General features: G+C 39.9%; 20 protein-coding genes. 12 read left to right on the forward strand and 8 right to left on the reverse strand.

From position 1 onward, the window contains the following. Positions 1-30 precede the first annotated feature (30 nt). Both BMY50_RS24630 and BMY50_RS24635 read right to left on the reverse strand, forming a co-directional pair. Positions 31-735 (reverse strand): hypothetical protein, encoded by a 705-nt coding sequence (locus BMY50_RS24630; protein ID WP_093330955.1) that lies wholly within the window; start codon positions 733-735, stop codon positions 31-33. Further along, entirely contained in the window at positions 716-1,288 is a 573-nt protein-coding gene (locus BMY50_RS24635) for an RNA polymerase sigma factor (RefSeq protein WP_093330962.1), read from the reverse strand. Before BMY50_RS24635 ends, BMY50_RS24630 begins: the two co-directional genes overlap by 20 nt. Before the next feature lie 257 nt (positions 1,289-1,545). Between BMY50_RS24635 and BMY50_RS24640 the strand changes: the two genes are divergently transcribed. The 4 genes from BMY50_RS24640 to BMY50_RS24655 all read left to right on the forward strand — a co-directional run bounded on the left by BMY50_RS24640 (position 1,546) and on the right by BMY50_RS24655 (position 8,667). Beyond that, on the forward strand, positions 1,546-2,676 hold the full coding sequence (locus BMY50_RS24640; RefSeq protein ID WP_093330966.1) for an Ldh family oxidoreductase: 1,131 nt from the start codon (positions 1,546-1,548) through the stop codon (positions 2,674-2,676). Positions 2,677-2,819: 143 nt separating this feature from the next. Further along, positions 2,820-3,992, forward strand: coding sequence for an efflux RND transporter periplasmic adaptor subunit (locus tag BMY50_RS24645; RefSeq protein ID WP_093330969.1), 1,173 nt, complete (start codon positions 2,820-2,822; stop codon positions 3,990-3,992). A gap of 48 nt (positions 3,993-4,040) precedes the next feature. Further along, positions 4,041-7,202 carry an efflux RND transporter permease subunit gene (locus BMY50_RS24650; RefSeq protein ID WP_093330973.1) on the forward strand — a complete coding sequence of 1,054 codons (3,162 nt, stop codon included), beginning with the start codon at positions 4,041-4,043 and terminating at the stop codon, positions 7,200-7,202. Positions 7,203-7,215: 13 nt separating this feature from the next. Then, positions 7,216-8,667, forward strand: coding sequence for an efflux transporter outer membrane subunit (locus BMY50_RS24655; RefSeq protein WP_238383879.1), 1,452 nt, complete (start codon positions 7,216-7,218; stop codon positions 8,665-8,667). A gap of 73 nt (positions 8,668-8,740) precedes the next feature. On the opposite strand, the gene lepB is transcribed toward BMY50_RS24655, so the two are convergent. The 5 genes from lepB to BMY50_RS24680 all read right to left on the reverse strand — a co-directional run bounded on the left by lepB (position 8,741) and on the right by BMY50_RS24680 (position 13,488). Continuing rightward, entirely contained in the window at positions 8,741-10,165 is a 1,425-nt protein-coding gene (lepB, locus tag BMY50_RS24660) for a signal peptidase I (protein WP_093330980.1), read from the reverse strand. 78 nt (positions 10,166-10,243) lie between these two features. Further along, positions 10,244-10,987, reverse strand: coding sequence for a 4-hydroxy-tetrahydrodipicolinate reductase (dapB, locus tag BMY50_RS24665; protein ID WP_093330983.1), 744 nt, complete (start codon positions 10,985-10,987; stop codon positions 10,244-10,246). 71 nt (positions 10,988-11,058) lie between these two features. Then, complete coding sequence (locus BMY50_RS24670; RefSeq protein WP_093330987.1) at positions 11,059-11,763, reverse strand: DUF5683 domain-containing protein; 705 nt, start codon at positions 11,761-11,763, stop codon at positions 11,059-11,061. Beyond that, complete coding sequence (locus BMY50_RS24675) at positions 11,763-12,689, reverse strand: ParB/RepB/Spo0J family partition protein (RefSeq protein ID WP_093330991.1); 927 nt, start codon at positions 12,687-12,689, stop codon at positions 11,763-11,765. Before BMY50_RS24675 ends, BMY50_RS24670 begins: the two co-directional genes overlap by 1 nt. A 4-nt stretch (positions 12,690-12,693) precedes the next feature. After that, on the reverse strand, positions 12,694-13,488 hold the full coding sequence (locus BMY50_RS24680) for a ParA family protein (protein ID WP_093330995.1): 795 nt from the start codon (positions 13,486-13,488) through the stop codon (positions 12,694-12,696). Between the two features lie 309 nt (positions 13,489-13,797). Here BMY50_RS24680 and BMY50_RS24685 point away from each other — a divergent pair, with 309 nt between their 5' ends. Beyond that, on the forward strand, positions 13,798-14,319 hold the full coding sequence (locus BMY50_RS24685) for an NADPH-dependent FMN reductase (RefSeq protein WP_093330997.1): 522 nt from the start codon (positions 13,798-13,800) through the stop codon (positions 14,317-14,319). A gap of 1 nt (position 14,320) precedes the next feature. On the opposite strand, the gene BMY50_RS24690 is transcribed toward BMY50_RS24685, so the two are convergent. Next, complete coding sequence (locus BMY50_RS24690; RefSeq protein ID WP_093330999.1) at positions 14,321-15,088, reverse strand: DeoR/GlpR family DNA-binding transcription regulator; 768 nt, start codon at positions 15,086-15,088, stop codon at positions 14,321-14,323. Between the two features lie 417 nt (positions 15,089-15,505). Between BMY50_RS24690 and BMY50_RS24695 the strand changes: the two genes are divergently transcribed. The 7 genes from BMY50_RS24695 (at position 15,506) to BMY50_RS24725 (ending at position 26,491) form a co-directional block, all read left to right on the forward strand. Next, positions 15,506-18,712: a SusC/RagA family TonB-linked outer membrane protein gene (locus BMY50_RS24695; RefSeq protein ID WP_093331002.1), complete on the forward strand. Its 3,207-nt coding sequence runs from the start codon at positions 15,506-15,508 to the stop codon at positions 18,710-18,712. A 60-nt stretch (positions 18,713-18,772) separates the two neighbouring features. Continuing rightward, positions 18,773-20,521, forward strand: a complete 1,749-nt coding sequence (locus BMY50_RS24700; RefSeq protein ID WP_093331006.1) for a RagB/SusD family nutrient uptake outer membrane protein — start codon at positions 18,773-18,775, stop codon at positions 20,519-20,521. A 157-nt stretch (positions 20,522-20,678) separates the two neighbouring features. Beyond that, positions 20,679-21,953, forward strand: coding sequence for an MFS transporter (locus tag BMY50_RS24705; RefSeq protein WP_093331009.1), 1,275 nt, complete (start codon positions 20,679-20,681; stop codon positions 21,951-21,953). A 42-nt stretch (positions 21,954-21,995) separates the two neighbouring features. Beyond that, on the forward strand, positions 21,996-23,000 hold the full coding sequence (locus BMY50_RS24710; RefSeq protein WP_093331013.1) for an NAD(P)-dependent oxidoreductase: 1,005 nt from the start codon (positions 21,996-21,998) through the stop codon (positions 22,998-23,000). A 10-nt stretch (positions 23,001-23,010) separates the two neighbouring features. Next, positions 23,011-24,459, forward strand: coding sequence for an FGGY-family carbohydrate kinase (locus BMY50_RS24715; RefSeq protein WP_093331016.1), 1,449 nt, complete (start codon positions 23,011-23,013; stop codon positions 24,457-24,459). Further along, positions 24,459-25,898 carry an FGGY-family carbohydrate kinase gene (locus BMY50_RS24720; RefSeq protein WP_238383880.1) on the forward strand — a complete coding sequence of 480 codons (1,440 nt, stop codon included), beginning with the start codon at positions 24,459-24,461 and terminating at the stop codon, positions 25,896-25,898. Before BMY50_RS24715 ends, BMY50_RS24720 begins: the two co-directional genes overlap by 1 nt. Further along, positions 25,892-26,491 (forward strand): histidine phosphatase family protein, encoded by a 600-nt coding sequence (locus BMY50_RS24725; RefSeq protein WP_093331028.1) that lies wholly within the window; start codon positions 25,892-25,894, stop codon positions 26,489-26,491. The genes BMY50_RS24720 and BMY50_RS24725 overlap by 7 nt, the downstream gene beginning before the upstream one ends. The last annotated feature ends 9 nt before the right edge of the window (positions 26,492-26,500 follow it).

Here is a 26,500-nt window from a genome sequence, read left to right on the forward strand (position 1 = left end):
ATGAAGTTTCGATATTAGTATTAACGTGATTTATAATTTAGTTTTTAGGGCTTTTAAATCCAGTGCTATTTTTAATATCCCTTCGTCATCATTAGCGAATGAAATTACCTTTTTGTCACCTTGATTTACAGATGCCACCACATAATTGAGCACATCGCTCACAGCAAAAGCCTTTTTATTTCTTTTAAGTTTTGTCTCCTCAACCGGTTCAGAAGGGATTAATGCTAAAGAAGCGATATGCTCAGGTAATTTAACATGGTTTTCAACCAACAAAATATTCGGCCTCGTTATTTCAGCATTAATTGGTTGATGAGGAGAAGTTTGTTCATCCTGAACAGCAACGTCAATTACCGGCTTCTGTTCAATATATTCTTCCTTTAAGCCTTGAGGTTTATCCGCATGCAATTCAATTACTCCATCGTTCGTGGTGGCCACCTCAGCTATTTGGGGTTGCAAAACTTCCTTTTGTTCTACCTGTTGAATCGCTTTGCCACTTAAATAAATAACTTCATGTGGTTTCTTTACGTATAAAGTAATCGTCACGAGTACCACGCCAATAGATGCTGCAATTTTTATCCAGCCTAACGAGACATTTCTCCTTTTTAAAGATACCTTTGGTTGCTCATCGATTTCTTTCTCGATATTATACCATAAATGTTCAGGCACATTAGGTGTAAAAGCACCTATCTTTTCTCGTAATTTTTCATCAAATCCCCTATCCTGCATATGTTCCATAATTTCCTTCTCCTTCCGTAGTAATCAATTTATTTCTTAACCAAGCTCTTGCCCTAGATAATTGTGATTTAGAGGCCCCTTCGCTAATCTGAAGCGTATTCGCTATCTCTTGGTGGGAATACCCCTCAATGGCGTACATGTTAAAAACAATTCTATAGCCATCAGGCAGCTGTTGAATAAGCTTCATAAGATCCTCCGTCTCTAGATTATCCATGTCGAATACCTGTTGCTCATAGTCAAAAACTTCCGTGATGTCTGTTGTCTTTAGCATTCTTAAATTTTTACGATAAATCTCTATTGCCGTGTTCACCATAATACGCCTTATCCATCCTTCAAAAGAACCTTCACCTCTAAAGTTTGAAATATTTTTAAACACTTTTACAAACCCTGTCTGCATCATATCTTCCGCCTCAAAATCATTGGATGCATATCGTAAACAAATACCCAACATTGGAGCAGCAAGTCTTCTGTAAAGCATTTCCTGCATCTTACGTTCGCTGCGCTTACAGCCATTTACTAATTGTTCAATTGAGTATGTATGCTCCAAATCCATCGTATTTTTTAATTAGATGTTTTATTTACCTAAATGGTTGCATCCGGTGTCAAATAAAATCTTCTTTGAACATATCCATTTTATTTCGTTATATTAGTTTGAAGAATTTGTGGCCGATTCCGATAATCATTAATTATTCATCGCTTTAAGCCCTTAATATAGGCATAATAATTTTCCATCTAACAAAGCAAAAACAATTATGTTGGGGTGAACATCAGATAAAAACTGGGCATCTCAAGCAAAAAAGTTACTTTTGCATGTTAGAACAGTATCATCTCAAATATTTACACAAGAATATCTTGGAAAAAAAATATTATACCATACAAGAGACCGCACTACGTCATTTTACGGAACAAATATTTCGAGCCATGGGATGTAGCGAAGAGCATGCCGTTCTTTCGGCAGATGTACTAATTAAAGCAGACATGAGAGGCGTTGACTCGCACGGAGTCGCCCGTTTAAGCGGTTATGTGCGTCTTTGGCAAAAAGGTCGTTTAAATGCAAAGCCCGTTATGCGCATAATTCATGAGACCCCAACAACTGCAACTGTTGACGGTGATCAAGGTTTGGGTTTAGTGGTGGCTCCCTATGCAATGAAAATTGCTATTCAAAAGGCGGAAACCTATGGTTCCGGCTGGGTGGCCGTTCGCAATTCTAATCATTTCGGTATCGCTGGTTATCACGCATTAATGGCTGTTGAAAAAGATATGATTGGCTATGCGATGACCAATGCAAGTCCGCTGGTAACACCCACGTTCAGTAAGGAACGTATGCTAGGTACCAATCCCATGTGTTATGCTTTTCCAGCAGGCAAATACCCACCCGTCATTATCGATATGGCGACCTCGGCTGCCGCAAATGGAAAGCTTGAGATTGCACAAAGAAAAGATTTGCCGATTCCTGAAGGATGGGCCCAAACTTCTTCAGGTCTTTCTTCTACAAATCCAAATGAACTTAAGCAAGGAGGGTCCTTACTTCCACTTGGAAGCGACCGTCTGCATGGTAGCCATAAAGGTTACGGTTTAAGTGCCACAGTAGATATTTTGAGTGCAGTTTTATCCGGTGCTAACTATGGTCCTTGGGCACCTCCTTTTGTTTCCTATTTAGACCCTGTGCCAGATCCGGTAGGCCTGGGCCTAGGTCATTTCTTGGGGGCTATGCGGGCAGATGGATTTAGACCGATAGCAGATTTCAAGCAACACATGGACAACTGGATAACACGTTTTAAAAATGCTGAACCGATTAACAAAATCCAACCTGTTATTGTTCCCGGAGAACCTGAATTGGTTGCTGAAAGAGAAAGAAGTATCAGTGGCATACCAATTATTGAAGATGTGTGGGATGACTTAAAAAAGCTTGCTGAACATTTAAAGGTAGATCATTTATAATTACAATTAGTCCGTTTTTTTGCTGTTTGGCATCAATTCTGAGACTTACAGTAGAGCTATCAATAAAATATCAGACAAAGCAAAACGCTTTAAAATTCACTTAAAAACAAATAAAAGGCATAGCTGATAAAACAAAAAAATAAATGATTATTCTATTAAAAACAAGCATCAAAACACTCCTATTTTTAACTATACCTGTTTTTTTTACAACCTTTTTTTCAGGATGCCACTCTGGCTCCTCCAGTGAAGATGCTGATTCCACTAAACGACTTTCAGTTCCCGTATTTATGGTAGATACTGGTACGGCGATTACTGTGCGAGATTATTTAGGAACAATTGAAGGAAAGGGAAATGTAGAAATCCGTCCACAGGTTGAGGGCGTTCTTGAAAAAATTTACATTGACGAAGGCTCTTATGTAAAGCAGGGGCAAAACCTATTTAAAATTAACGAACTTCCTTATCGTGAAGCCGTAAAAAATGCTGTAGCCGAAGAGACGGTAGAAAAGGCAAAACAAAAAAATGCACAATTAGAGGTCGAAAGTTTAAAACCTCTTGTCGATAATGATGTCATTTCAGATGTACAGCTACAAACTGCCCAAGCAAACAATGAAGTTGCAAAAGCTTCTGTTGCAAAGGCTGCAACAGCTGTTGCCACCGCAAAAATTAATTTAGGCTTCACCAATTTAAAGGCTCCTTCTAGCGGCTATATAGGGCGTATTCCTAAACGTATTGGAAACGTTGTAACAAAAGGTGATTCACAACCCCTTACCATTCTATCAGACACACGGGAGGTATATGTATACTTTTCCATGAGTGAGTCAGACTTTTTACATTTTACCAAAGGTGGTCGTTCTAACGATTCACTTGCAAATAATGATAAATTAATACCTTATGTCCGCCTAATATTAGCGGACGGTACTGAGTACGCCGAGAAGGGAATCGTGGATGCCATTGACGGCCAGGTAAATCGCACCACTGGCGCAATTTCGCTTAGAGCCTCCTTCTCAAACCCAAATGATATATTACGGCAAGGAAACACAGGTACACTTAAAATGGAAGAGCGGAAACCAGGTGTTCTGTTAATGCCACAAGTGGCCGCTATTGAGCTACAAGACAAAACCACTGTGTATGTTGTTACGCGCGATAATAAAGTTAAAATGCGTGCAATAGTATTAGGCGGAATAAGTGGTTCTAATTATATCGTTAAAGAGGGATTAAAACCTGGCGATCGGGTTGTACTGGCCGGATTTGAACGTTTGGAAGATGGACTCGCAATTAATCCGCAATTACAAAACCCAAAAAACATTTCATTATAAAACTTCAATTTTAGCGGCGGCAATCCCAGGCGTCCAAAATCTGAAAATATGTTAAAAACAATCATAAGCAGGCCCGTGCTGGCCACCGTAATTTCCATTTTACTGGTAATGCTTGGCGTGGTGGGAATGATGCAATTACCTGTTACTCGTTTTCCAGAGATCGCTCCTCCAAGTGTAAGTGTTACCCTATCTTATCCCGGAGCAAATGCCGAAACTGTAGCACAGAGCGTGCTTTTACCAATTGAAGAGGCAATCAATGGTGTAGACAACATGGCATATATACGGTCTACTGCATCCAATACTGGTTCGGGCAGTATCAATGTTTTTTTTAAAGCAGGTACCAACCCCGATCAAGCAGCCGTAAATGTGCAAACACGTGTATCGAAAGCTGCCAGCCAAATTCCGGCAGAAGTAAATGAAGCGGGTATCAGTGTGATGCCCAAGCAAAATGGAATCATCATGACCATGAATATATTCAGTGATCATCCTGAAAAAATTTATGATGAAACCTTTCTGCAAGCATACGCACAAATAAACATTAACAGAGAGTTATTACGAGTGTCTGGTGTGGCTGCTATTAGCCGTATAGGCGCACGTGATTACTCCATGCGCACTTGGTTGAATCCCGAAAAGCTCGCTTCTTATGGCCTTATTCCACAAGATGTGATTACAGCCATTAAAGATCAGAATTTTGAAATAGCACCCGGAAAATTTGGAGAAGCATCAGATGAAGTATTCGAAACCGTTCTTAAACACCGGGGCCGCTTTAGTAATCCCGAGGATTATGAAAATCTTGTCATTAAAACAAATCAGGATGGATCTGTTCTTTATCTCAAAGACATTGCTCGTATCGAATTTGGGGCTTCGAATGTAGGTACAGACAATAAGGTAAACGGATTTCCTGGCCTCACCATTAATGTTGTGCAGACAAGTGGTTCTAATGCAGTGGAAATTGACGGCCAGGTACGAAAGGTATTGGAAAAACTCCAAAAAACTTTCCCTGAGGGGATAAAGTATGAAATCACTTACAGTGTACGCGATCAAATAGACGAATCTATCAGTCAAGTAAAACACACACTCTTTGAGGCTTTCTTTTTAGTTTTTGTAATTGTATTTATCTTCTTGCAAGACTTCAGGTCTACCCTTATACCGGCAATTGCCATTCCCGTTTCGTTAGTCGGCACCTTTTTCTTTTTGTTGCTGTTCGGATTTTCTATTAATGTATTAACCATGTTTGCGTTGGTACTGGCTATAGGCATTGTAGTGGATGATGCAATCGTAGTGGTAGAGGCTGTGCATCAGAAAATGGAAGGGACCGGCTTATCTGCCAGAAAGGCTACTCTCTCGGCTATGAGTGAAATTACAGGAGCCATTCTTTCTATTACGATGGTAATGGCAGCCGTATTCCTGCCAGTAGGATTTATGGAGGGACCATCGGGCCTATTTTACAAACAATTTGCCTACACCTTAGCCACAGCCATTTTGATTTCTGCTTTGAATGCATTGACGTTAAGTCCGGCGTTATGTGCCATCCTTTTAAAGAACACACATCATGTGAAGAAGGGTGAAGCGCTAAATGGAAATAAATTGAGCCAATATTCGAAAAAATTTTTTGGTGCTTTTAATACCGCTTTCGATTCCCTCACGAATAAATACGTTCGTTCATTAAATTTTTTAATTTCAAAAAAATGGCTCAGCATACTAGGGCTTGCTCTTTTATCTGGCATAGGTGTGTTTTTGATGAACCGAACTCCTGCTAGTTTTATTCCAACAGAAGACGATAGTTTTATTACATTTTCTATGTCTATGCCTCCAGGAGCCTCCTTGGCGAGAACAACGGAAGTATTAAAAAAAGCTGACAGTATCATTCGTCAGCGAAAACAGTTGTCCGGGATGACAACCATTTCAGGCTATAATGCGATAGATGCCACAGCTAGCCCGGCATTTGCAGTGGGTTACATCAACCTAAAGGAGCACGACAAACGTGAAGACATAAAAGATATCAATGCTTTTATGGATACCATACGAAATGATTTATCTCAAATCGCCGAAGCAACTTTCAGTGTTTACCCTCGGCCAACGGTACAAGGTTTTGGTGACTTTAGCGGTATAGAACTCGTATTGCAGGATCGTTTAGGGGGCACCTTCTCTTCCTTCAGCAAAGTAGCTGATAATTTTATTAAGGATTTAACACAGCGACCCGAAATCGAAACAGCTTTTACACCTTTTAAATCTAATTTCCCCCAATATCAGCTAGACATAGATTTTGTAAAAGCCCGCGCTTTAGGTGTTACAGCAAAAGATCTTATGACAACGGTAAGAGGTTATTATGGCAGAGGACAAGCGGGAGACTTTAGTCGCTTTGGAAGGCAATATAGAGTATACATTCAGGCTGATGCGAAGTTCACGAATGATCCTGAGTCGTTCAAATCTATTTTCGTAAGAAACGAAGACGGGAATATGGTTCCTGCAAATACGTTAATTAAATTAAAGAAGGTTTTTGGTCCAGAAACAGTAAACCGGTATAATCTCTTTAATGCGATAGCTATCAATGCCACCCCTGCGGCAGGTTTTAGTACAGGTGACGCAATGAAAGCCATTGAAGAAGTTGCAGCAAAAAACCTAACGGCCAATTATAGCTATGAATGGACGGGAATGAGTTTGGAGGAACGGCAATCCAGCGGCCAAACAACATTAATTTTTACGTTAAGTATTCTTTTCGTTTATTTCTTGCTTGCCGCTCAATACGAAAGCTATATTCTTCCATTTGCCATCTTACTCTCTGTTCCTGTAGGTTTAGTAGGTGTATATACTGCCGTTAATCTTGCAGGTTTACAGAACAATATTTATGTACAGGTAGGCCTAATAATGTTAATTGGATTATTAGCAAAAAACGCTATTCTAATTGTCGAATTTGCTGTTCAACAGCGCAAAAATGGTTTATCTATCTATGATGCTGCTATCGAAGGATCCAAACTAAGATTAAGGCCAATTTTAATGACCTCGCTTGCTTTTGTAGCAGGCTTGGTACCGCTGATGTGGACTGTTGGACCTTCTGCTCAAGGCAATCATTCTATTAGTATTGGAGCTGCTGGAGGCATGTTATTCGGTGTAACCATCGGTGTTTTTATTATACCTGTACTTTACTTGGTATTTCAGCATTTAGATGAAAAAGTAAAATCAAAAATGATCCAAGATGATGATGAGTAAAAAATTAAATAAAATGAATAAAATAGGGTGTGTTCTAACAGCCTTTATCATCCTTCTGGGGTTCCAGGCTTGTAAGGTTGGTAAAGACTATAAGCGTCCACACCTCAATCTTCCAGAAAAGTATCGGGACGAAATAGACAGCGCGGATTCAGTAGGTATTGGAAATATTTATTGGAAACAGTTTTTTGTCGATACTACCTTACAGAAATTGATAGACACCGCTATTGCATACAATTACGATATGCAAAAGACTTTAAAAAACATACAAATAGCAGATCAACAGGTCCTGCAAGCACGTGCCCAATTTCTACCGGAAATAAATGCTGAACTCGGAACCATCAACCAACAATATCGTTCTAAAAACTACTATGGAACACATGGAGCAGCAAAATGGTATGATAGAAAAGAAAAAAATGCTCCTAATTCAATGGCCGTAAATCAATCGCAATACATTACCGGATTGAGTTTAAGTTGGGAATTAGATATTTGGGGAAAAATACGACGGTTAAACGAAAGCACATTAGCGCAATATTTGCAAACTTACGAGGCACGTAAACTATTACAAACAAGACTGGTTGCGGATGTTGCCGAGGGATATTATAACCTTTTAATGTTGGATGCCCAATTAGAAGTAGCTAGACGAAATTTCCAGCTAACTGACAGTACATTAAGAATTGTTAAGTTGCAACGAGAGGCCGGGCAAGTAACCTCGCTAGCCATCCAGCAAACTGCTTCCCAAAAACTTGCAGCGCAATCGCTTATACCCCAGTTAGAGCGTCAAGTTGTGATTCAGGAAAACAGCTTAAGAGCGTTAGCAGGACAATTACCCGAAAGCATAAAAAGAAACGCTTCATTAACAGACTTCTTAATAGAAGATTCTGTTTCTGCGGGCATACCACTTCATATGGTAAACTACCGTCCGGATGTTCGCTCCTCTGAATTAGCCTTAAGAGCAGCAAATGCCGAAGTAGGGGTTGCGCAAGCATACCGGTATCCAACGCTTACCATAGATGCTACGGGTGGGCTGAATAGCATGCTCCCATCTAATTGGGTAAAAATACCAGGCTCCTTGTTCGGGGGTATCATTGGAAGTTTGACGCAGCCTATCTTTAGTAGAAGAAAATTAAAGACTGATTTTGAAGTAGCTAAATTAGAACGAGATAAAGCTGAATTGGATTTTCAACAAACTGTATTAGACGCCATCAATGAGGTTACAAATACCTTAATTACATTGAAAAAACTTCAGGAAGAATATGATATAGCAGAAGAAAGAGTGAAGGTAGCCCAATTAGGTATTAAACAAGCAGGACTTCTCTTTAAAGCTGGTTACGCAACCTATTTAGAGGTTATTACTGCGCAACAAAATACGATTGACAGTGAACTTGAATTAGTAAGTTTAAAACAACAGCTCTTATTGGCAAGAGTTGAACTCTATAGAGCTTTGGGCGGAGGATGGCGAGGATAGTTTAGTTGTGAGTTGCCAGTTATGAGTTGTGAGTAGCAACACCCGCAACTGGCAACTTTCAACTCACAACTAGTTAATGGATACCCATAAAGATCCTGTTCCATCTAATTTTATCAAAGAAAGAACCTTTATCGTCTAAACTTAACCAAACAAACAATGCTTTTCCAACGATGTGATCCTCTGGAACGAAACCCCAAAATCTTGAATCCAAAGAATTATGGCGATTATCTCCCATCATCCAGAAGTAGTTCATTTTAAAAGTATAGCTATCCGACTTGTTACCATTTATATAATATCCGTCTGTTTTCTTTTCAAAAGTATTTCCTTCATAAATGGTAATAGCCCTTTCATATATGGGAGCAGTCTGATCATTTAGCTGCACGGTCCATCCCTGATGAGGGACGATGACTGGCCCATAGTTATCGCGATTCCATTTGGCACCTTGAGGAAAAATATCTTGTGTAGGTTCTGGAGTACCTTTAGGATAAATAACAGGTCTAACCTCTTTTACATTGCTCCAACCTTTAATAGTGTTAGCCAAAGAAGGCGTAAGATAAAAACCATAAGAATTAGGCACGCCTATTGGAAAGGTCTCAATGCGCATATCATATATCCGATCCGGATTAATATCTGTTCCATCAGTGATAACTTGATACATCAACTGTCCTTCTACTGGTGTGATTCCTTTTTTCCCATTCACATACACCTGTGCATCTATAATAGCAATAGTATCTCCAGGAACCCCGATGGCTCTTTTTATATAATTTTCTCGTTTATCAACAGGTCTATTATAGGGAGCATCAGCTTCCATGGGATAGTTAAATACAACCACATCATTGCGTTTGATCTTCTGCAATCCCGGTAGCCGTCTATAATCCATTTCTAATCCATCCCAGTAAGCCTTCGTCCCTGTAATGGGCATTGTATGATGGGCAAAAGGAAAGGCTATAGGCGTCATTGGTAAACGAGGGCCGTAGTTAATTTTGCTTACAAATAGGAAATCACCCGTTAGGAGACTCCGCTCCATTGAACCGGATGGTATCATATAAGCCTCTATTAAAAAAGTTCTGATTAAGGTCGCAGCCACCACCGCAAATACAATCGCATCAGCCCATTCTCTAGTAGCGGATTTTTTATAAGGATATTTCTTCTTAAATTCCTCCGTTGCAGAGGCTCCCCAATAAGTGACACTACTATCGGCACCCCACCATGGAAACACGATAAAAGGCACTAGGATAGTCCCAACCTGGTCTAAAAAAGATCTTCTTCCATAGCAGCGTACAAAATCTATGTAAAGTCCGACACCAATAAATAAATTAATTACCGGTACAATCAGTAAGATTACCCACCAATTTGGTCTTCCCGTTAATTGTGTAATGATATATTCTCGATAAAATGGAATGAGGGATTCCCAACCTTGCCGCCCCGCTTTTACAAAAAGCATCCACAATCCAACCTGTGTCCCTAGAAAAAATATGATAAGAAAAGCTATCAACATGCTCTATAAAGTAAAATTAAAATTAAAAAATTAACCGCCAATAACTACCGCTAGCCCCCAACAACGAATAGCCAATAACTAACAACCAAAGTCAAACATATCAGTTACCGTGTAAAACCCCTTTTTCTGATGCAACCATTCGGCAGCGACCACCGCACCCAAAGCAAAACCAGCTCTACTATGTGCGGTATGCTTAAATTCTATCTGATCAACTTCAGAGCTATACAAAACAGTATGGGTGCCAGGCACATCTTCTATGCGATGTGATTCTATAAGCAGTTGATCTTTTTTTGGTACTACCTCCTCCCCTTCTCCTACTAAATCGTTTACCCATTCCGTCTTATCATCGCTATACTCCAAAATTCCTTCAGCAATTGTGATGGCAGTTCCACTTGGGGCATCCAGCTTTTGCGTGTGATGTATTTCTTCTACCTGTACATCGTATTGCTTGTATGGATTTACGGCTTTTGCCAGCAGCTTATTAATATGAAAAAAGATATTCACGCCAATACTGAAGTTAGACCCGTACATCATGGTTTTGTTACCAGAAAGGCAGTTTTCTTTTATCTCTTCCAAGTGATCATACCAACCTGTGGTACCTACCACAATGGGTAAGTCGGCCTCGAAGCAAAGATTTATATTATTTATTGCGGAATGAGGGGTGCTGAAATCTATGGCTACATCAGCCACATATAAATCATCTGCCTGTATATCGGGCCGATTATTCTCATCAATAATCAATGTAACCTGATGCCCTCTTTGCAAGGCTATTTTCTCAATTATACGGCCCATTTTACCGTATCCAATTAAGGCTATATTCATGGTATGATTGGATAAGTTCGTTTAGGCCCGCAATATACGATTTTAGTTAACATGTATAGGGTATTTTTGGCTTACTTAAGAGCAAACGTCGCTTTTAATCCTACAACGGGCATTGAGCTGTAAGAATAAGCACCAGGTGCCTGCAAGAGAGTAGGTCGTATATTAAAGGTAAGATCATCGCTCATATCGTAGCGTTTGAATTTAGCATCAATATAGGCATCAATCACATTCAAGGCATACCATCCAACGGTTATTAAAATGGTGAGATCTCGATTTCGTCGGTAAAAATCCTTTGCATTAATCAACCAATCTGTAGGCACAGTCATCGGATATTTCGGATTTTCGTTAAGCCCTTGGTTGGCCAACCGGAACCGAACTTCCTTCAATGTTTCCTGATAATTATTTTGCGCAAACACAAAAGAATATCCAAGACCTCCAAAACCTGCCCAAACAATAGGCGCTTTTACATAACCCCACCCACCATTAAAAAGCTGCCCCCAACCAGGAAGAATAGCGGAACGACGTGCAGCTTTTTTAGTTAATGCCTCAAGTGCTAAACGAGTGGAATCCTTATAAATAATAGGTTTTTGCTGTTCTTCTTTTTCTTTCGCTCTTTTTTTACGCTCTTTCTTTGAAAGATTAGTCGTATCAGTCATATTATAACCATCCCGACTAATGTCTTTCGGGGTACGGACACTATCCGGCACCTGTGCAGAAACCCGACAAACACCTATTGTCACGAAGGCAATTAGAAAAAAAAATCGTAGAATAATCATTACCAATCTAATAATTCCAAGATCCGGCTAAGATCATCTTCCGACATAAATGGAATCTCAATCGTTCCTTTACCATTTTTTCCGTTTACGTTCAGTGTTACTTTTGTAGCAAACTTAGATGCCAAATCGTCTTGAATTTTCTGAAACTCAAACGACATAGATTTCTCTTTAGTATTAGCTTTGGATTTATTCTTACCGGCTGCGTCATTTACCAAGCGCACCAGCTCTTCCACTTTACGTACGGAAAGGCCTTTATTAATAATTTCCTGAAAAATATAAAGTTGTTTATCTACGTCTGTTACATTAATTAATGCGCGGGCATGTCCCATACTTAATTGTCCATCACGTATAGATGCCTGAATGGCAGGCGGAAGCCTCAATAAGCGAAGATAGTTTGTTACGGTTGAGCGGTTTTTGCTAACTCTATCACCAAGTTCTTCTTGTTTTAAATTGCATTCATCTATCATTCGCTGAAAGCTTAAAGCAACCTCTATGGCATTTAGATTTTCACGTTGAATATTCTCAATAAGCGCCATTTCCAGCATCTGCTGATCGTTGGCAGTACGGATATAAGCAGGTATTTCCGTAAGCCCCGCTATCCTGCAAGCCCTTAAACGTCTTTCTCCAGATATTAGCTGATACTGATCGCCACCAATCTTCCGAACGGTTATCGGCTGTATCAGTCCCTGCAGTTTTATAGATTCTGCTAACTCATTCAATGCAGTGACATCAAAATCAGTTCTTGGTTGAAAAGGATTCACCTCAATCGCTTCTATTTTAATATGACTCACAGATCCTGGTGGCACTTCCCTGCCCAGCCCATCATTAGCAGATTTTTGAGCCGCACTTACCTGCCTAACCTCTTCAGTGTCGTTCAACAGAGCACTTAAACCTTTACCTAATCCTATTTTTCGCTGTTGCGCCATATCTTTATACTTTTGCGTCCTGTTGCTCTTTTTGCAATCCGTTTTTAATTAATATTTCTCTTGCCAAATTTAGGTAATTGATGGCTCCTTTAGAATTTGCATCATGCATAATAACGGAGATACCAAAGCTTGGTGCTTCACTTAATCTTGTATTACGTTGTATAATGGTACCGAAAACCAAGTCATTAAAATGCGAGCGTACTTCTTCTACCACTTGATTGGATAATCTCAATCGCACATCATACATGGTTAATAAAATACCTTCGATTTCCAAATTGGTATTCAACCTGTTCTGAACGATCTTAATGGTATTAAGTAATTTACCCAAACCTTCCAACGCAAAATATTCGCATTGAACAGGTATAATAACTGAGTTGGCCGCAGTAAGGGCATTGATAGTAATCAAACCCAAGGAAGGAGAGCAGTCAATAATAATAAAATCATAATCGTCTACCACTTGGTTCAGCACCGACCGCATTTTAAATTCCCGATCATTCAGATTAATCATTTCTATTTCAGCACCTACTAAGTCTATGTGTGCCGGTAATAAATCCAAATTGGGTGTATCCGTTTTTTGTATAGCTTCCCGAGGATCTAGATCGTTGATGATACACTCATACACACTTGCCTTGATCGCTCTTGGATCAAAGCCGATACCCGAAGTTGAATTAGCCTGAGGATCTGCATCCACTAAAAGTGTCCTGTACTCTAACACAGCTAAACTCGCTGCTAAATTAATGGAAGAAGTAGTTTTACCCACTCCGCCTTTTTGGTTGGCTAATGCTATGATTTTACCCATTGTTCAATTGTAAGTCGTCATTCATATAATCAACAGTTTAACAGATAACCCATCCACACTACCTGGTGTCTATTTATCATTAAACTGGAAAGATGTCATAATATTGTGTTAAGAAATTGTAATGTCATAGTTAGATAAATAGCTGGCATTCTTTCTGAAAAACACTTTATCATTATATAGTTTTAAATCAAAAACGCCTTTTATTATTATCTTCGCAGTTTTTAACACCTTATGTTAAGGTTGCTAAGATACAAAATTTAAACAGCTTAAAAACCTGATTGGGTTTAGATTTTATACACATTTATCCACATGATAACGATTATAGTCGGCACAAACCGCAAAAACAGCAATTCGCTCAAAGTAGCTGCTTATTACAAAAGGCAGCTAGAAAAGAAAGGATTTGGATCAGAAATTCTTTCATTGGAAGAATTGCCGGACAATTTTATTGTCAGCGACCTTTATGGAGCGAGAAGCGAATCTTTTCAACCCATTCAAGAACGGATAACAATGACAACGAAATTTATTTTTGTCATTCCTGAATATAATGGCAGTTTCCCAGGTGTCTTGAAAATGTTCATCGATGGTTGTTTATTTCCCGACAGTTTTGTTGGAAAAAAGGCTGCGTTAGTAGGCATCAGCAGTGGAAAATATGGAAATATTCGGGGGGTGGAGCATTTTACCGGCGTATGTCATTATTTGAATTTACACACACTGCCCTTAAGAATTCATATTCCTTATATCAATCAAGAATTGAATCAGGATGTTGAGTTTCACAAAGAAGACACGCTTCGATTTACAAATCAGCAAATTGAAGAGTTCTTGCAATTTTAAACTAAGACGCTACCACTACCTTTACTCCCTTTTTTTCAATTTGCTTAATCAACGTTGATGGTACATTTTCATCTGTAATAATATATTGAATTTCGTTGAATTCACAGATTCTACCTATCCCTCGTTTTCCAAACTTTGTACTATCGGCTAATACCGCAACAGTTTGTGCAGCTTTAATCATTTTTTGATTAAGCCCTGCTTCAGCTAAATTGCTGATCGATAAGCCAAAATCTACATCAATCCCGTCCACCCCTATAAACAATACGCTACAGGAAATATTCTCCAAGATATGTTCTGCGTGAACACCCGCAACAGAAGACGAATTGGGCCTTACTAAGCCACCTAATTGTAGTACCTCAATATTTTTTTTACCGCTCAGCTCAAAAGCAACTTTTATCGCTGGCGTTATTATCGTTAAAGGGCGCTCTGCTTGTAAAATTTTTGCCAATTCAAAAACAGTCGTTCCCGAACCAATCATGATGGAGTCATTCTCTTTAATTAAAGCCATTGCTGCTTTTGCGATCTTCTGCTTTTTGTCGGGATGAATGAGGGCTTTTTCAATAATAGGTCTATCATTTGCATAGGGATTGGTAAGCGAAGCACCACCTCTAGTACAAAACAGCAGATTTTTGTCTTCCAAGAATTTCAGATCTTTCCTTATTGTTACACCGGAAACTTTCATCGTTTCTATCAATTCAGGAATAGTTGCACTTCCATTCGCCTTTATAAGCTTTATGATTGTCTCGTGCCTTTTGGTAATATTTCTCATAAAACGTCCTGCTAGTCGTATGACACAATAGTAATAAATATTTATTAAAATCCCTAAAGGGCTTACCAAAACATTTCATATTGTTGTTTTTTATTAAAAAAACTAAATAAAAACATAAAATTTTATTGTATTTTGTTAAATTAAATAAAATATTCTATTTTAGCCAAGCCATTATAAACGATTAAAAAAGAAAAAACACCTAATATAGAGCCATTTGAAAATAGCTTATAAGAGCCCCAATAAATCGGACCTGATAAGCTAAGCAATATATCAAACAGCTCTAAAAATTAAATAAAACCTAAATAATCAGCAATTTACTATGGAATCAATCGACCACTAAGGAACAGAAAAGAGATATTCCGAAACCAGATAAAACAATTATAAACAAAATAAAACTTCCAATTAAACTTTAGTAACATGAAAAGAAAGATTTATCTAGCATTTTTCTGCTTACTCTGTTGTACATGCTTAATGGCACAGCAGCAGCAAACCGTAATAGGGATTGTAAAAGACCAACGTGGGGCACCACTACCCGGCGTTTCAGTATCTGTCGTTGGCACGAATAAGCGGCAAGGTATCTCCACAAATGAAAAAGGTGCCTTTAATTTAGTGGTACCTCTTGGTGCTCAGCTATCCTTTTCTATGATCGGTTACATTTCTCAAACGCTATCTGTAAAACAAGGTTCATCCATAGAGGTAACCATGAAAGAAGGTCAGGCCGACTTACAAGAAGTAGTTGTAGTAGGTTATGGCACGCAAAAAAAAGCAAATCTAACCGGTGCCGTAGACCAAGTGGGTAAAGAAGTATTTGAAAACAGGCCACTAACAAGCACCACTCGCGGTTTACAAGGAGTCATTCCCAATTTAAATATCCGAATGACCGACGGGAAACCAACAAGAGACGCCGAATTCAATGTAAGAGGAACTACTTCTATTGGAGCTAAAGGATCAGCACTAGTACTTATCGATGGGGTACCCGGCAACCCTGATTTACTGAACCCGAATGATATAGAAAGCGTTACGGTATTAAAAGACGCGGCCTCAGCAGCCATTTATGGTGCACGAGGAAGTTTTGGTGTTGTGTTAATTACAACAAAAACGCCAACCAAAGAGCGTTCCGTTATTAACTATTCATCCGGCTATTCCAGAAATGATCACACGATACGCCCGGACCTTGTAACGGAAGGCTACCCATGGGCAAAAACTTTCAATGATGCTTTTAGTTCATGGAATGATTACAGTGCCGACCCACAAAAAGCAAATAGCGTATTCCCATGGTCGCAAGAATACCTGGAAGAACTTCGCAAAAGGCACGAAGCAGGGAATACGCCCTCTGTAGATATAGACCCTGCAACCGGAAACTATGTCTATTACGGAAATACCGATTGGCTTAAAGAGCTGTATGCCGACCACACACCTTCCATGGAACAACAATTAAGTTTTTCAGGTAGCGGTGAGAAAACATCCTTTTATCTTTCCGGAAGATATAACAATCAGGGAGGAATTTTCAGATATAACCCGGATAAATTTAACCAATATAATATTCGCGCTAAAGGAAGCATTCAGGCAAAGGACTGGCTACGTATTGAAAATGATATTGCTTACAATGAAAGGGGCTACTTTACGCCGATTTTAAATCATGCAAGCAATACGCCCGTTTGGCGAAGAATTTCAGATGAGGCCTTCCCTGTCGCCATGCTACGCAATCCAGATGGCACGCTAACAGAAAATGCCTCTATTGTGTTTGGAAGTTTTATTTCCGGCAATAACCACTGGGACGAATCCCGTCGCCAAACTCGTAACACGACCCGACTTTTTTCAAATTTTTTCGACAATAAATTAAAGATAAATGGTGATTTCACATTTGACAAGACCTTTTATAATAGAACGCGACTCTATACCCCGGTCCCCTACAGCAACGCGCCTGGTATATCATTGGAACGCGGCATCAATAAAATGAACGAGCTAACGGAAAACAGCACCTATTTAGCACTGAACACGTATGGTCAATATACAAATCAATTTGGCAAACACAATCTAAGTGCTTTATTAGGGTACAACTACGAACGCTCTAAACTTGATCGTCGTTACGTGGAGCGCGACAACCTGATCAACCCATCACTTCCAGATTTCTCATTGATTGACGGACAAAATTTCACCTTAACCGGAGGGGGTGACGAGTGGCTCACAGCTGGTGGTTTTTATCGCATCACATATGATTATGAGGGGAAGTACTTATTGGAAACAAATGGCCGTTATGACGGGTCTTCAAAATTCCCGAACGGGCAGCAATGGGGATTTTTCCCCTCTATTTCAGGAGGATGGCGCATCTCTGAAGAGAATTTTTGGCAAAACAGTTTAAAAAATATTATTGGAGAAATGAAGCTACGTGCTTCTTATGGAAGTCTTGGAAATGGCAATATCGACCCCTATCAGTTCCTAGAAACCATGAACGTTGTTAAATCAGGCTTAATTCTTAGCGGCATAAGTCCAAATTACACCTCCAACCCCAATGTCATTCCTGATGGACTTACATGGGAAAAAGCAACCACGATTAATTTAGGGGCAGACATCTCCCTTATAAAAAACAGACTTAGCACAACCTTTGATTGGTATACGCGTAAAACGACTAACATGTTTACGGTAGGTTTGCCCCTGCCCGCCATTTTTGGAACAGGCGTACCAAAAGGCAATTATGCAGATCTGAAAACGATTGGTTGGGAACTTTCAATTGCCTGGCGCGACGAGATCAAAACAGCAAAACCCATTCATTACGACCTTAGATTTACGCTTGCTGACAGTAGGGCATTCATTACCCGATTTAACAATCCACTTCATCTCATCACTACTTATTATGAGGGACAGCGCGTAGGCGATATATGGGGTTTTGTGAACGACGGTTTTTTCGCCGACCAACAAGACATTGACAACCACGCAGACCAGAGCCTTATACGCGTATCAGCAGCTAACACCCCTCTTCCCGGAGACCTTAAATTTAGGGACCTTAATGGAGACGGGGTAATTGATCAGGGAACCAATACTTTAGATAATCCGGGAGATCAACGGATTATTGGAAACACCGAATCTCGCTATCAGTTTGGCTTTAATGCCAATTTCAGTTGGAATAATTTCTTCTTAACTAGCTTCTTTCAAGGTGTTGGTAAACGTGATTTCATGCCTGGCAGCGACAATTCGTTATTTTGGGGTCCGTACAATAGACCTTACAGCTGGCATCCAACCTATGTAGTGGAAAACATGTGGTCGGAAGAAAATCCAGATGCCTACTTTCCTCGTTTACGTGGCTATACGGCGCTCAATTCTCGTGGTGAGCTCACGTTTAATCAGACTCGATATCTTCAAAATGCAGCTTACATCCGTTTGAAGAGTTTCTCAGTAGGATACAACCTTCCAAAGTCGTGGCTAGATAACCTTAACATAGAAAATCTCAGTGTATACTTCACCGGACAAAACCTTTGGACATGGTCGCCCATGTTTAAGCATAACCCAAATATGGATCCAGAAAACATTGAGCGCGCCGATCCTGAATTGAATTCTGGAGCCGGACAAGGAATGGCTTACCCTATGCTCAAGACATATACATTAGGCATCAATGTTACGCTTTAATTATTTATAAACCGCTATGCGGTTCATGAAAATAAACGCAAATTAATTAATTACTTAGAGATGAAAAAGACATTTTTAATAGTAAATATCGCTATCGTATTTTTGACTTCTTGCCAAAAATCCTTTGAGCTAACCCCTCCGGACAAACTTTCTCCATCCAACGCCTTTAAGACCGAAAAGGACCTTCAATTATACGCCAACTCTTTCTACAATGATTTACCTCAAGGAAATGATATAGTAAGAGGCGATCAAACGAGCGATTTCTTAGTAGGATCTACAATCGACGCGTATCTTTCAGGAAGCTATTCTGCAGAGCAGGCAGGAGGATGGAGCTGGACATCGCTCCGGAACATTAACTACTTCCTTGAACAAATGACAAATGCTGAAATCCCCGATGATGCACTTAATCATTTCCAGGGCTTAGCAAGATTTTTCCGTGCAAATTTCTACTTCAATAAAGTTAAACAATTTGGCAATGTGCCCTGGCAGGCCACCACTTTAGCTATTGATGATCCCGATTTGTATAAAACGCAAGACCCCAGGGAATATGTAATGGACCGCGTACTGGAAGACCTAAATTTTGCTTGCGAGAATATCAGGGAGCCGATCGATCCTACCTCCTCCAATATTACTCGTTTAGTTGCGCTTGCTTATAAAGCCAGAATATGTTTGTTTGAAGGCTCCTATCGTAAATACCATGATGAATTATCGCTACAGGCAAGTGCAAATCAATGGTTGTTGGCCGCTGCAGATGCAGCGAAAAAAGTGATAGACGCACAACAATATCGCCTCAACATCGAGTCGGATCCAGTGATGAGTTTCAGAAACCTGTTTATAAATGAGCAACCTAAAAGTAATGAGATCATGCTGGCCGCCGTTAATAACCTATCGCTCCGCGTATTGAACGATGCAAACTGGTATTGGACAAGTGCTACCTATGGAAGGAGACTAAGTTTCACCAAAAACTTTATTAATACTTTTCTAAATATTGATGGCACCCGATTTACAGACCAAGGTAACTACAATACTATCCCGTTTTGGGAAGAAGTTGAAAACAGAGATTTAAGACTTCAGCAAACAATCCGTATGGGCAACTATAAACGGGAAGGACAAGCTGCACCACCAGATTTCACCTACACTTATACAGGGTATATGCCTTATAAGTTTACGCTCGATTCAAAAGCGACCGACGGGAGAGCAGAAAACAGCAATTCATTACCTTTAATGCGCTACGCGGAAGTGCTCTTAAATTATGCAGAAGCAATGGCAGAATTAGGCTCTTTCACGGCTGCCGAGTGGAATATAACTATTAAACCACTACGCGAACGGGCAGGGCTACTTAATACCGAAATGCCTATCGTAGCAGATGAATATTTAAGAAAAGAGTATTTCAACAATATATCCGATCCTCAATTGTTAGAAATTCGACGTGAGCGAGGCATTGAATTAGCTATGGAGGGTTTTCGTTACGACGACCTTATGCGTTGGAAACTTGGAAGCCTGCTACTAAAACCTTATATGGGGCTCTATGTTCCTGCCATGAACACGGCCTACGACCTAAATCAAGATGGCAAGGACGATGTATCTTTTGTAACAGCAGTGCCATCCAATCCCCAAAAAGGAATTGTGTATTTTGTTGTTAACGGCACACAACATTATTTAACCGAACAAAACACTGGCAATATCGTAGCACAAAACAACTTAAAAAGAGTGTTTGATGAGTCTTTCATGTATTTGAGGCCTATTCCGATAAAAGAAATAACACTCAATCCCAACCTCAAACAAAACGATAAATGGGAATCGAAATAAGCTTATTGGCATAGTCATCACAGCGGCAAAAATGCCGCTGTGATGACAAAACCAAAACGCTTTGTATTTATTAAATTAAGTTTATTTAACTTAAAATTTGTTAATTTTTATTTCTTTTTGTTTATTTGAAAGGTAAACCAATGTAAACACATAAATTATGACGCATAACTCCTCCACTTTGCTCACTAAAGCTGGGCTACCGAAATCCCTCACATGGGGATATTTAGGAATACTAATCTTTATGATGGGCGACGGAGTGGAGCAAGGTTGGTTAAGCCCATACCTGCTAGAACATCAAATGAGCATTGAGCAGTCTGCCTCCCTCTTCACCGTGTATGGCATTACAATAGCAATTTCTTCGTGGTTTTCAGGGGTATTAGCAGAAAGTTATGGACCCCGCAAATCTATGGCAGTCGGTTTGCTGTTATACATCATAGGAACCATCGGATTCGTTGGGTTTGGAATGGCAAAACTTAATTACCCCATTATGCTAGTCACCTACGCAATAAGAGGATTTGGTTATCCTTTATTTGCTTATTCTTTTCTAGTATGGATAACCTATCGTACACCAACAAACATGCTAGGAAGAGCCGTAGGGTGGTTTTGGTTCGTTTTTACAGGCGGATTGAATGTTTTAGGTGCTTATTATTCCAGCTGGGCAATAGAGCGTCTTGGTTATCAGAATACCCTTTGGAGTTCCATTTTTTGGGTTGCCGTTGGAGCCTTCTTTGCATTAATTATCAATAAAGATCAATTTAATCTTCAAAGGACCCAGCAACATAGTACTAAAATGCAAGAGCTCATGAAAGGCTTTACCATTATTAAAGAAGAACCGAAAGTTTTATTAGGCGGCATTGTACGTATCATTAATACAACAGCCCAGTTTGCCTTTCCAGTATTTCTACCTATTTACATGGCCCAATTTGATATTTCAACGAAAGAATGGCTTCAGATATGGGGCACCATTTTTACGGCCAATATTATTTTTAATCTCTTATTCGGTTTTATTGGCGACCGCTTAGGATGGCGCAATACAATCATCTGGTTTGGAGGAATCGGTTGTGGTATAACAACTTTATTACTCTTCTATGCGCCAACTTGGTTTGGAGGAAGTTATTGGGCTATCATGATAGCAGGTGTATTATGGGGGGCGCTTTTAGCGGGTTACGTACCACTTTCTGCGCTAGTGCCCTCTTTGGTAAATAAAGACAAAGGTGCCGCCATGGCTATATTAAATTTAGGAGCAGGGTTACCGGTTTTTATCGGGCCAGCCATTGTTGGTTTGCTAATAGGTATGGTAGGCAGTGAGGGTGTAGTATGGATACTTGCTGCTCTCTATTTCCTAAGTGCCTTTTTAACCATTTTCATCACGCTACCTTCACCATCGGAAGAACAGGATACAGCCTTCTTAACGGAAAAAAACTTAATTTAACGAGCCGACCTATCTAGGTTGCCCCTTATTAAAAATGACTATATGAATATTTTGATCACTGCCCCTTATCATGAGAAGGCGCTTAAGGAACTTGAAACACTTTTTGGCCCTGTTACCTACCGCTTATGGAAGTCCAAAGGAAGCGCTTACAACGAGCATGAATTAATGGCCTTATTACAGGAAGTTAAACCAGATGCGCTTATTACCGAGCACGATGAGGTAACAGAAAAAGTTATACAATCATATCCTACCTTAAAATTCATAGGTGTTTGTAGAGGAACACCTTCTAACGTAGCAATAGAAGCTGCCACTCAATTGGCTATACCTGTTTTTAATACTCCTGCAAGAAACGCCCAGGCGGTTGCCGAAATGTTTATCGCGAACCTGATAACCTTTATGCGAAATACCTTGGCAGGAATAAAATGGCTTGAAGAAGAAAAATGGGAGGAAGGCGCGCATACCTCCTATTTACAGTTTAAGGGAAATGAAATAGCAGGAAAAAAAATAGGTATGGTTGGTTTTGGAGCAGTCGGTCAAACGATCGCTAATATCTTACAGCATTTCCCTACGGAGATTATGTACTATGACCCGTATTATACTTCCGAAAATCCTCATTATACAAAAGCCTCTCTACATGATCTCTTTAGCACCTGCGACATAGTGGCGATTCATCTTCCTGTTACCGAACAAACTATTGGCATGATTAATAGAGACTTCATTGCACTAATGAAACAAGATGCGATCTTTATTAACACCTCTCGAGCGGTCGTTGTAAATAGAGAGGCTCTACTTGATGCAATTGAACAAGGCAAAATCAGAGGAGCCATATTGGACGTATTTGACCACGAACCCCCAGATGAGATAGATTATAAACTGATCCACCATGTACACGTGTTGGCAACTCCGCATATCGCCGGAGCAACGCACGAGGTGGAAGATCATCACGCTTATATTATGAATGGATGTTTAAAAGACTATTTCAAAGAGGGAAATAAAAACATCAAACAGTTGGTAAATAAACGTATACTTGATTCAATGCCATCTTAATTATAATCGAATGAACTTGAAAGAAAAAGAAGCTTACTTGATTGTGGATATCGGCACGGGCAATGCACGTGTGGCAACGGTTTTACCAAACGGAACAATTTGCTGTTTAAGAAGGGAGAATGTTCATTATGAAAAAGACGACGCCTATCCAGATTCCATATCATTCGATCCCAATACCTTATGGCAACAGATCGTTGAGATGACCCTTCAGGTACTTCAGGAAACAAATGTGAAAATAACGGCTATTACAGCCACCAGTCAACGTGAAGGTGTTGTTGTACTCGATGAGCAAGGCAATGCCCTTATAGGCATGTCTAATCATGATAATCGTGGAAGGGAATGGGAACATCTGGTTCAAGATAAATCAGCCATGTACGGCATTACCGGTCGATACCCTAGTGCCCTCTTTTCGGCCTTAAAATTAGTAGGCCTCAGAGAAAGAAGACAAACTATTTGGAAGCAAGCGGCCTCTTTTACAAGTATAAGTGATTGGATCGAATTTAAATTTTCCGGAAAATTGGGATATGAACATTCTCAAGCATCAGAGACATTACTGTACGATGTTCAACAAGGCAAATGGACGCCAGAACATTGTGCTATTTTTGGCCTTTCAACGCAACTATTACCACCTCTAAAACTATCGGGAACTATTCTTGGAAATATCTTGGCTCCTTTAGCGGAAATGTTGGGAATTAGCCCAGAAGCAATCATTGTAAGTGGTGGATCTGACACACAGGTAGCCATCAAAAGTGTTTCTCCTGAAATAGACGACGTTGTCATTGTTTCCGGCACAACAACGCCCCTAGTTAAGGTTGCTAATAAATATATTATCGATCAATACGAAAGAACCTGGACAAGCAGACATGTGGAACAGGACACCTTTCTTTTAGAAGCCAACGCAGGGGTAACAGGACTAAATTATCAACGGCTGAAAGAAATTTTTTATCCTAATGAAGGCTATGATATCATTGAAAAAGAATTAGCTAATATTAATCAACAGCAGTGCATCGCCTCATTAGGCTCGCTGGTGGCCGACGAGAAATCTCCACTTACCAAAGGAGGGTTTATTTTTAACGCTCCTGTTTCCCATCAATTAACACGTGGAGATTTCGCTTGGGCCATTCTTTGGGATATCGCCTGCAGCATCTATGAAAATTACAAAACCTTATGCGATGTTAGCCCCCATTCAAAAGACTATTTATTGGCTTGTGGCGGTGGCGTTCAAAGTCTTACTTTACGCCAATTTTTAGCAAATCTCTTTAATAAAAAAGTGGTCATCAAAAATACCTATAGGCAGTCCTCCGTAATAGGAGGTGCGTTTATATGTAACCATGCACTACATAAGACAGACGATACATCGCATATTTTGGAAACCACCACACCAACGGATCCTATCTACTATGCAAAGCGCTATCAAGAATGGCAAGCAACCCGTAAAACTTTTAAACAAGTAGTATAATGGCATATGTAATAGGGATAGATATCGGAACACAAGGCGTAAGAGCTGCTCTTATAAGATCAGACGGCACCGTACAGTCCAGTGTTTCCATTCCATTTAAGCTTACGGCGATGGCTCGGGAGGAGCAATCACCATTGATGTGGTGGGGCAATACCTTAGTGGCGCTAAAAGAGATAATCAAAAAAGCCTCGGCCGATATTAATCTCCATGAAATTAGCGCTATTGCAACTACGTCCACTTCTGGAACTGTCATCCCAATAGATGCCCAGGGGCAACCAATACACGATGCATTAATGTATAGCGACAAACGTTCCATGGAAGAAGGCATCTTATGTAAAAGTCTAGCGCAACAATACGTTCCGAATGGCTTTAGCGGATTCAATGCCTCCTGCGGTTTACCAAAAATACATTGGTTTACGAAAAATTTTCCTGCGAAAGTGCCTTCCATACATAAATGGATACATGCGGCCGACTTTATTACGGGCAGGCTGAGTGGTATTTATCACATAACAGATGTTACAAATGCGTTGAAAACAGGTTATGATGTTGCCAATTATGCATGGCCTGAATATATTATGGAGCATTTAGCCAATAAGCATTGGTTACAAGAAGTTGTACCTTCTGGCACAGTCATTGGTAAATTAACCTCTTCGCTCGCAAAACTATTAACTATTCCAACAATTGATGTAGTTGTTGGAATAACCGATGGCTGTGCCTCACAGATGGCTTCAGGAGCCATTACTCCTGGGAGCTGGAACACGACAATAGGTACTACATTAGTTATCAAAGGCGTGACAGAAAAAGCGATTATTGACCCTTTAGGCAGCATCTATAACCATCGGCATCCAGAGGGATTTTGGATGCCCGGAGGGGCAAGCAATACGGGTGCAGATTGGATAAGTACAGACTTCAATTCCAATGAGCTTGACTACTTAAATGATCAGGCGGCAAAATTGATTCCTACAGCTTACCTGGCATGGCCATTGAGACAGGAAGGCGAACGCTTTCCTTTTGTCGCTCCTCATGCCCGGGGCTTTTCCCCCAAGAACTTGTCAAAAACTGCACTTTACACAGCCAATATGGAAGGGGTAGCCTATATCGAGCGTTTTGCTTATGAACAAATTGAAAGACTTTCTTTAGAGCAAGTGAAATCGATCTATACAGCGGGTGGTGGAAGCAATAGCGATACATGGCTACGTATTAGAAGTGCTGTGCTTAACAAACCAATTTATCGATGTCAAGAAGCTTCTGGCGTACTCGGAGCGGCCATATGCGCCGCTTCTAAAACAATCTATCATTCCGCTTCTGAAGCGGTCAAAAATATGACGAGCATAAGCTTTGAATCGCTACCAGATCAAACGTTGATTCAACGATATGAAGAAAATTATCATAAATTTATTAAAGAATTAATAGTAAAAGAATATCTTACATCATGTTAAACATCTATTTACTTCGGCATGGCGAAACGGCCTATAATGCCGATGGAAATCGCTATTGTGGCAAAACAGATATAGAATTAACTGAAAAAGGAGTGAAACAAGCACAAGTCCTTCGACAATCGCTTAAAGACACTCATTTTGAGGCTGTTTATTCGTCTCCCTTGCAAAGGGCATATAATACTGCTCGTATTGCATCGAATGATAGTAATCTTGTTATAAAAGATGATCGATTAATTGAAATGGATTTTGGTGCGTGGGAAGGTAAAACTAGAGAAGAATTTATTGCCGAAGCCCCTGCGCTATGGACGAACTGGGATCAAGCGCCTGATATTAATAGGGCTGGAGGAACAGGTGATACTGCCACCGACATAGTAAAACGAATGGATAGCTTTTTCACGGAAATAGCGGCCAAACATGCCAAAGGCGCCGTGCTGGTAGTGGCACATAATACCGTTAACCGTCTTTACCTTGCTTATAAACTCGGCATGCCTTTAAGAAATTATCGCAGGATAGCTCAGGAAAATTCAGCCATCACTTTATTTAATTTAGATGAATTTGGAATATTAAGTTTATTAAAGCTTAATGCTCATTAATTAAAAACC

Source organism: Olivibacter domesticus (assembly GCF_900109575.1).
In the GTDB taxonomy this organism is placed as follows: Bacteria; Bacteroidota; Bacteroidia; order Sphingobacteriales; family Sphingobacteriaceae; genus Olivibacter; species Olivibacter domesticus.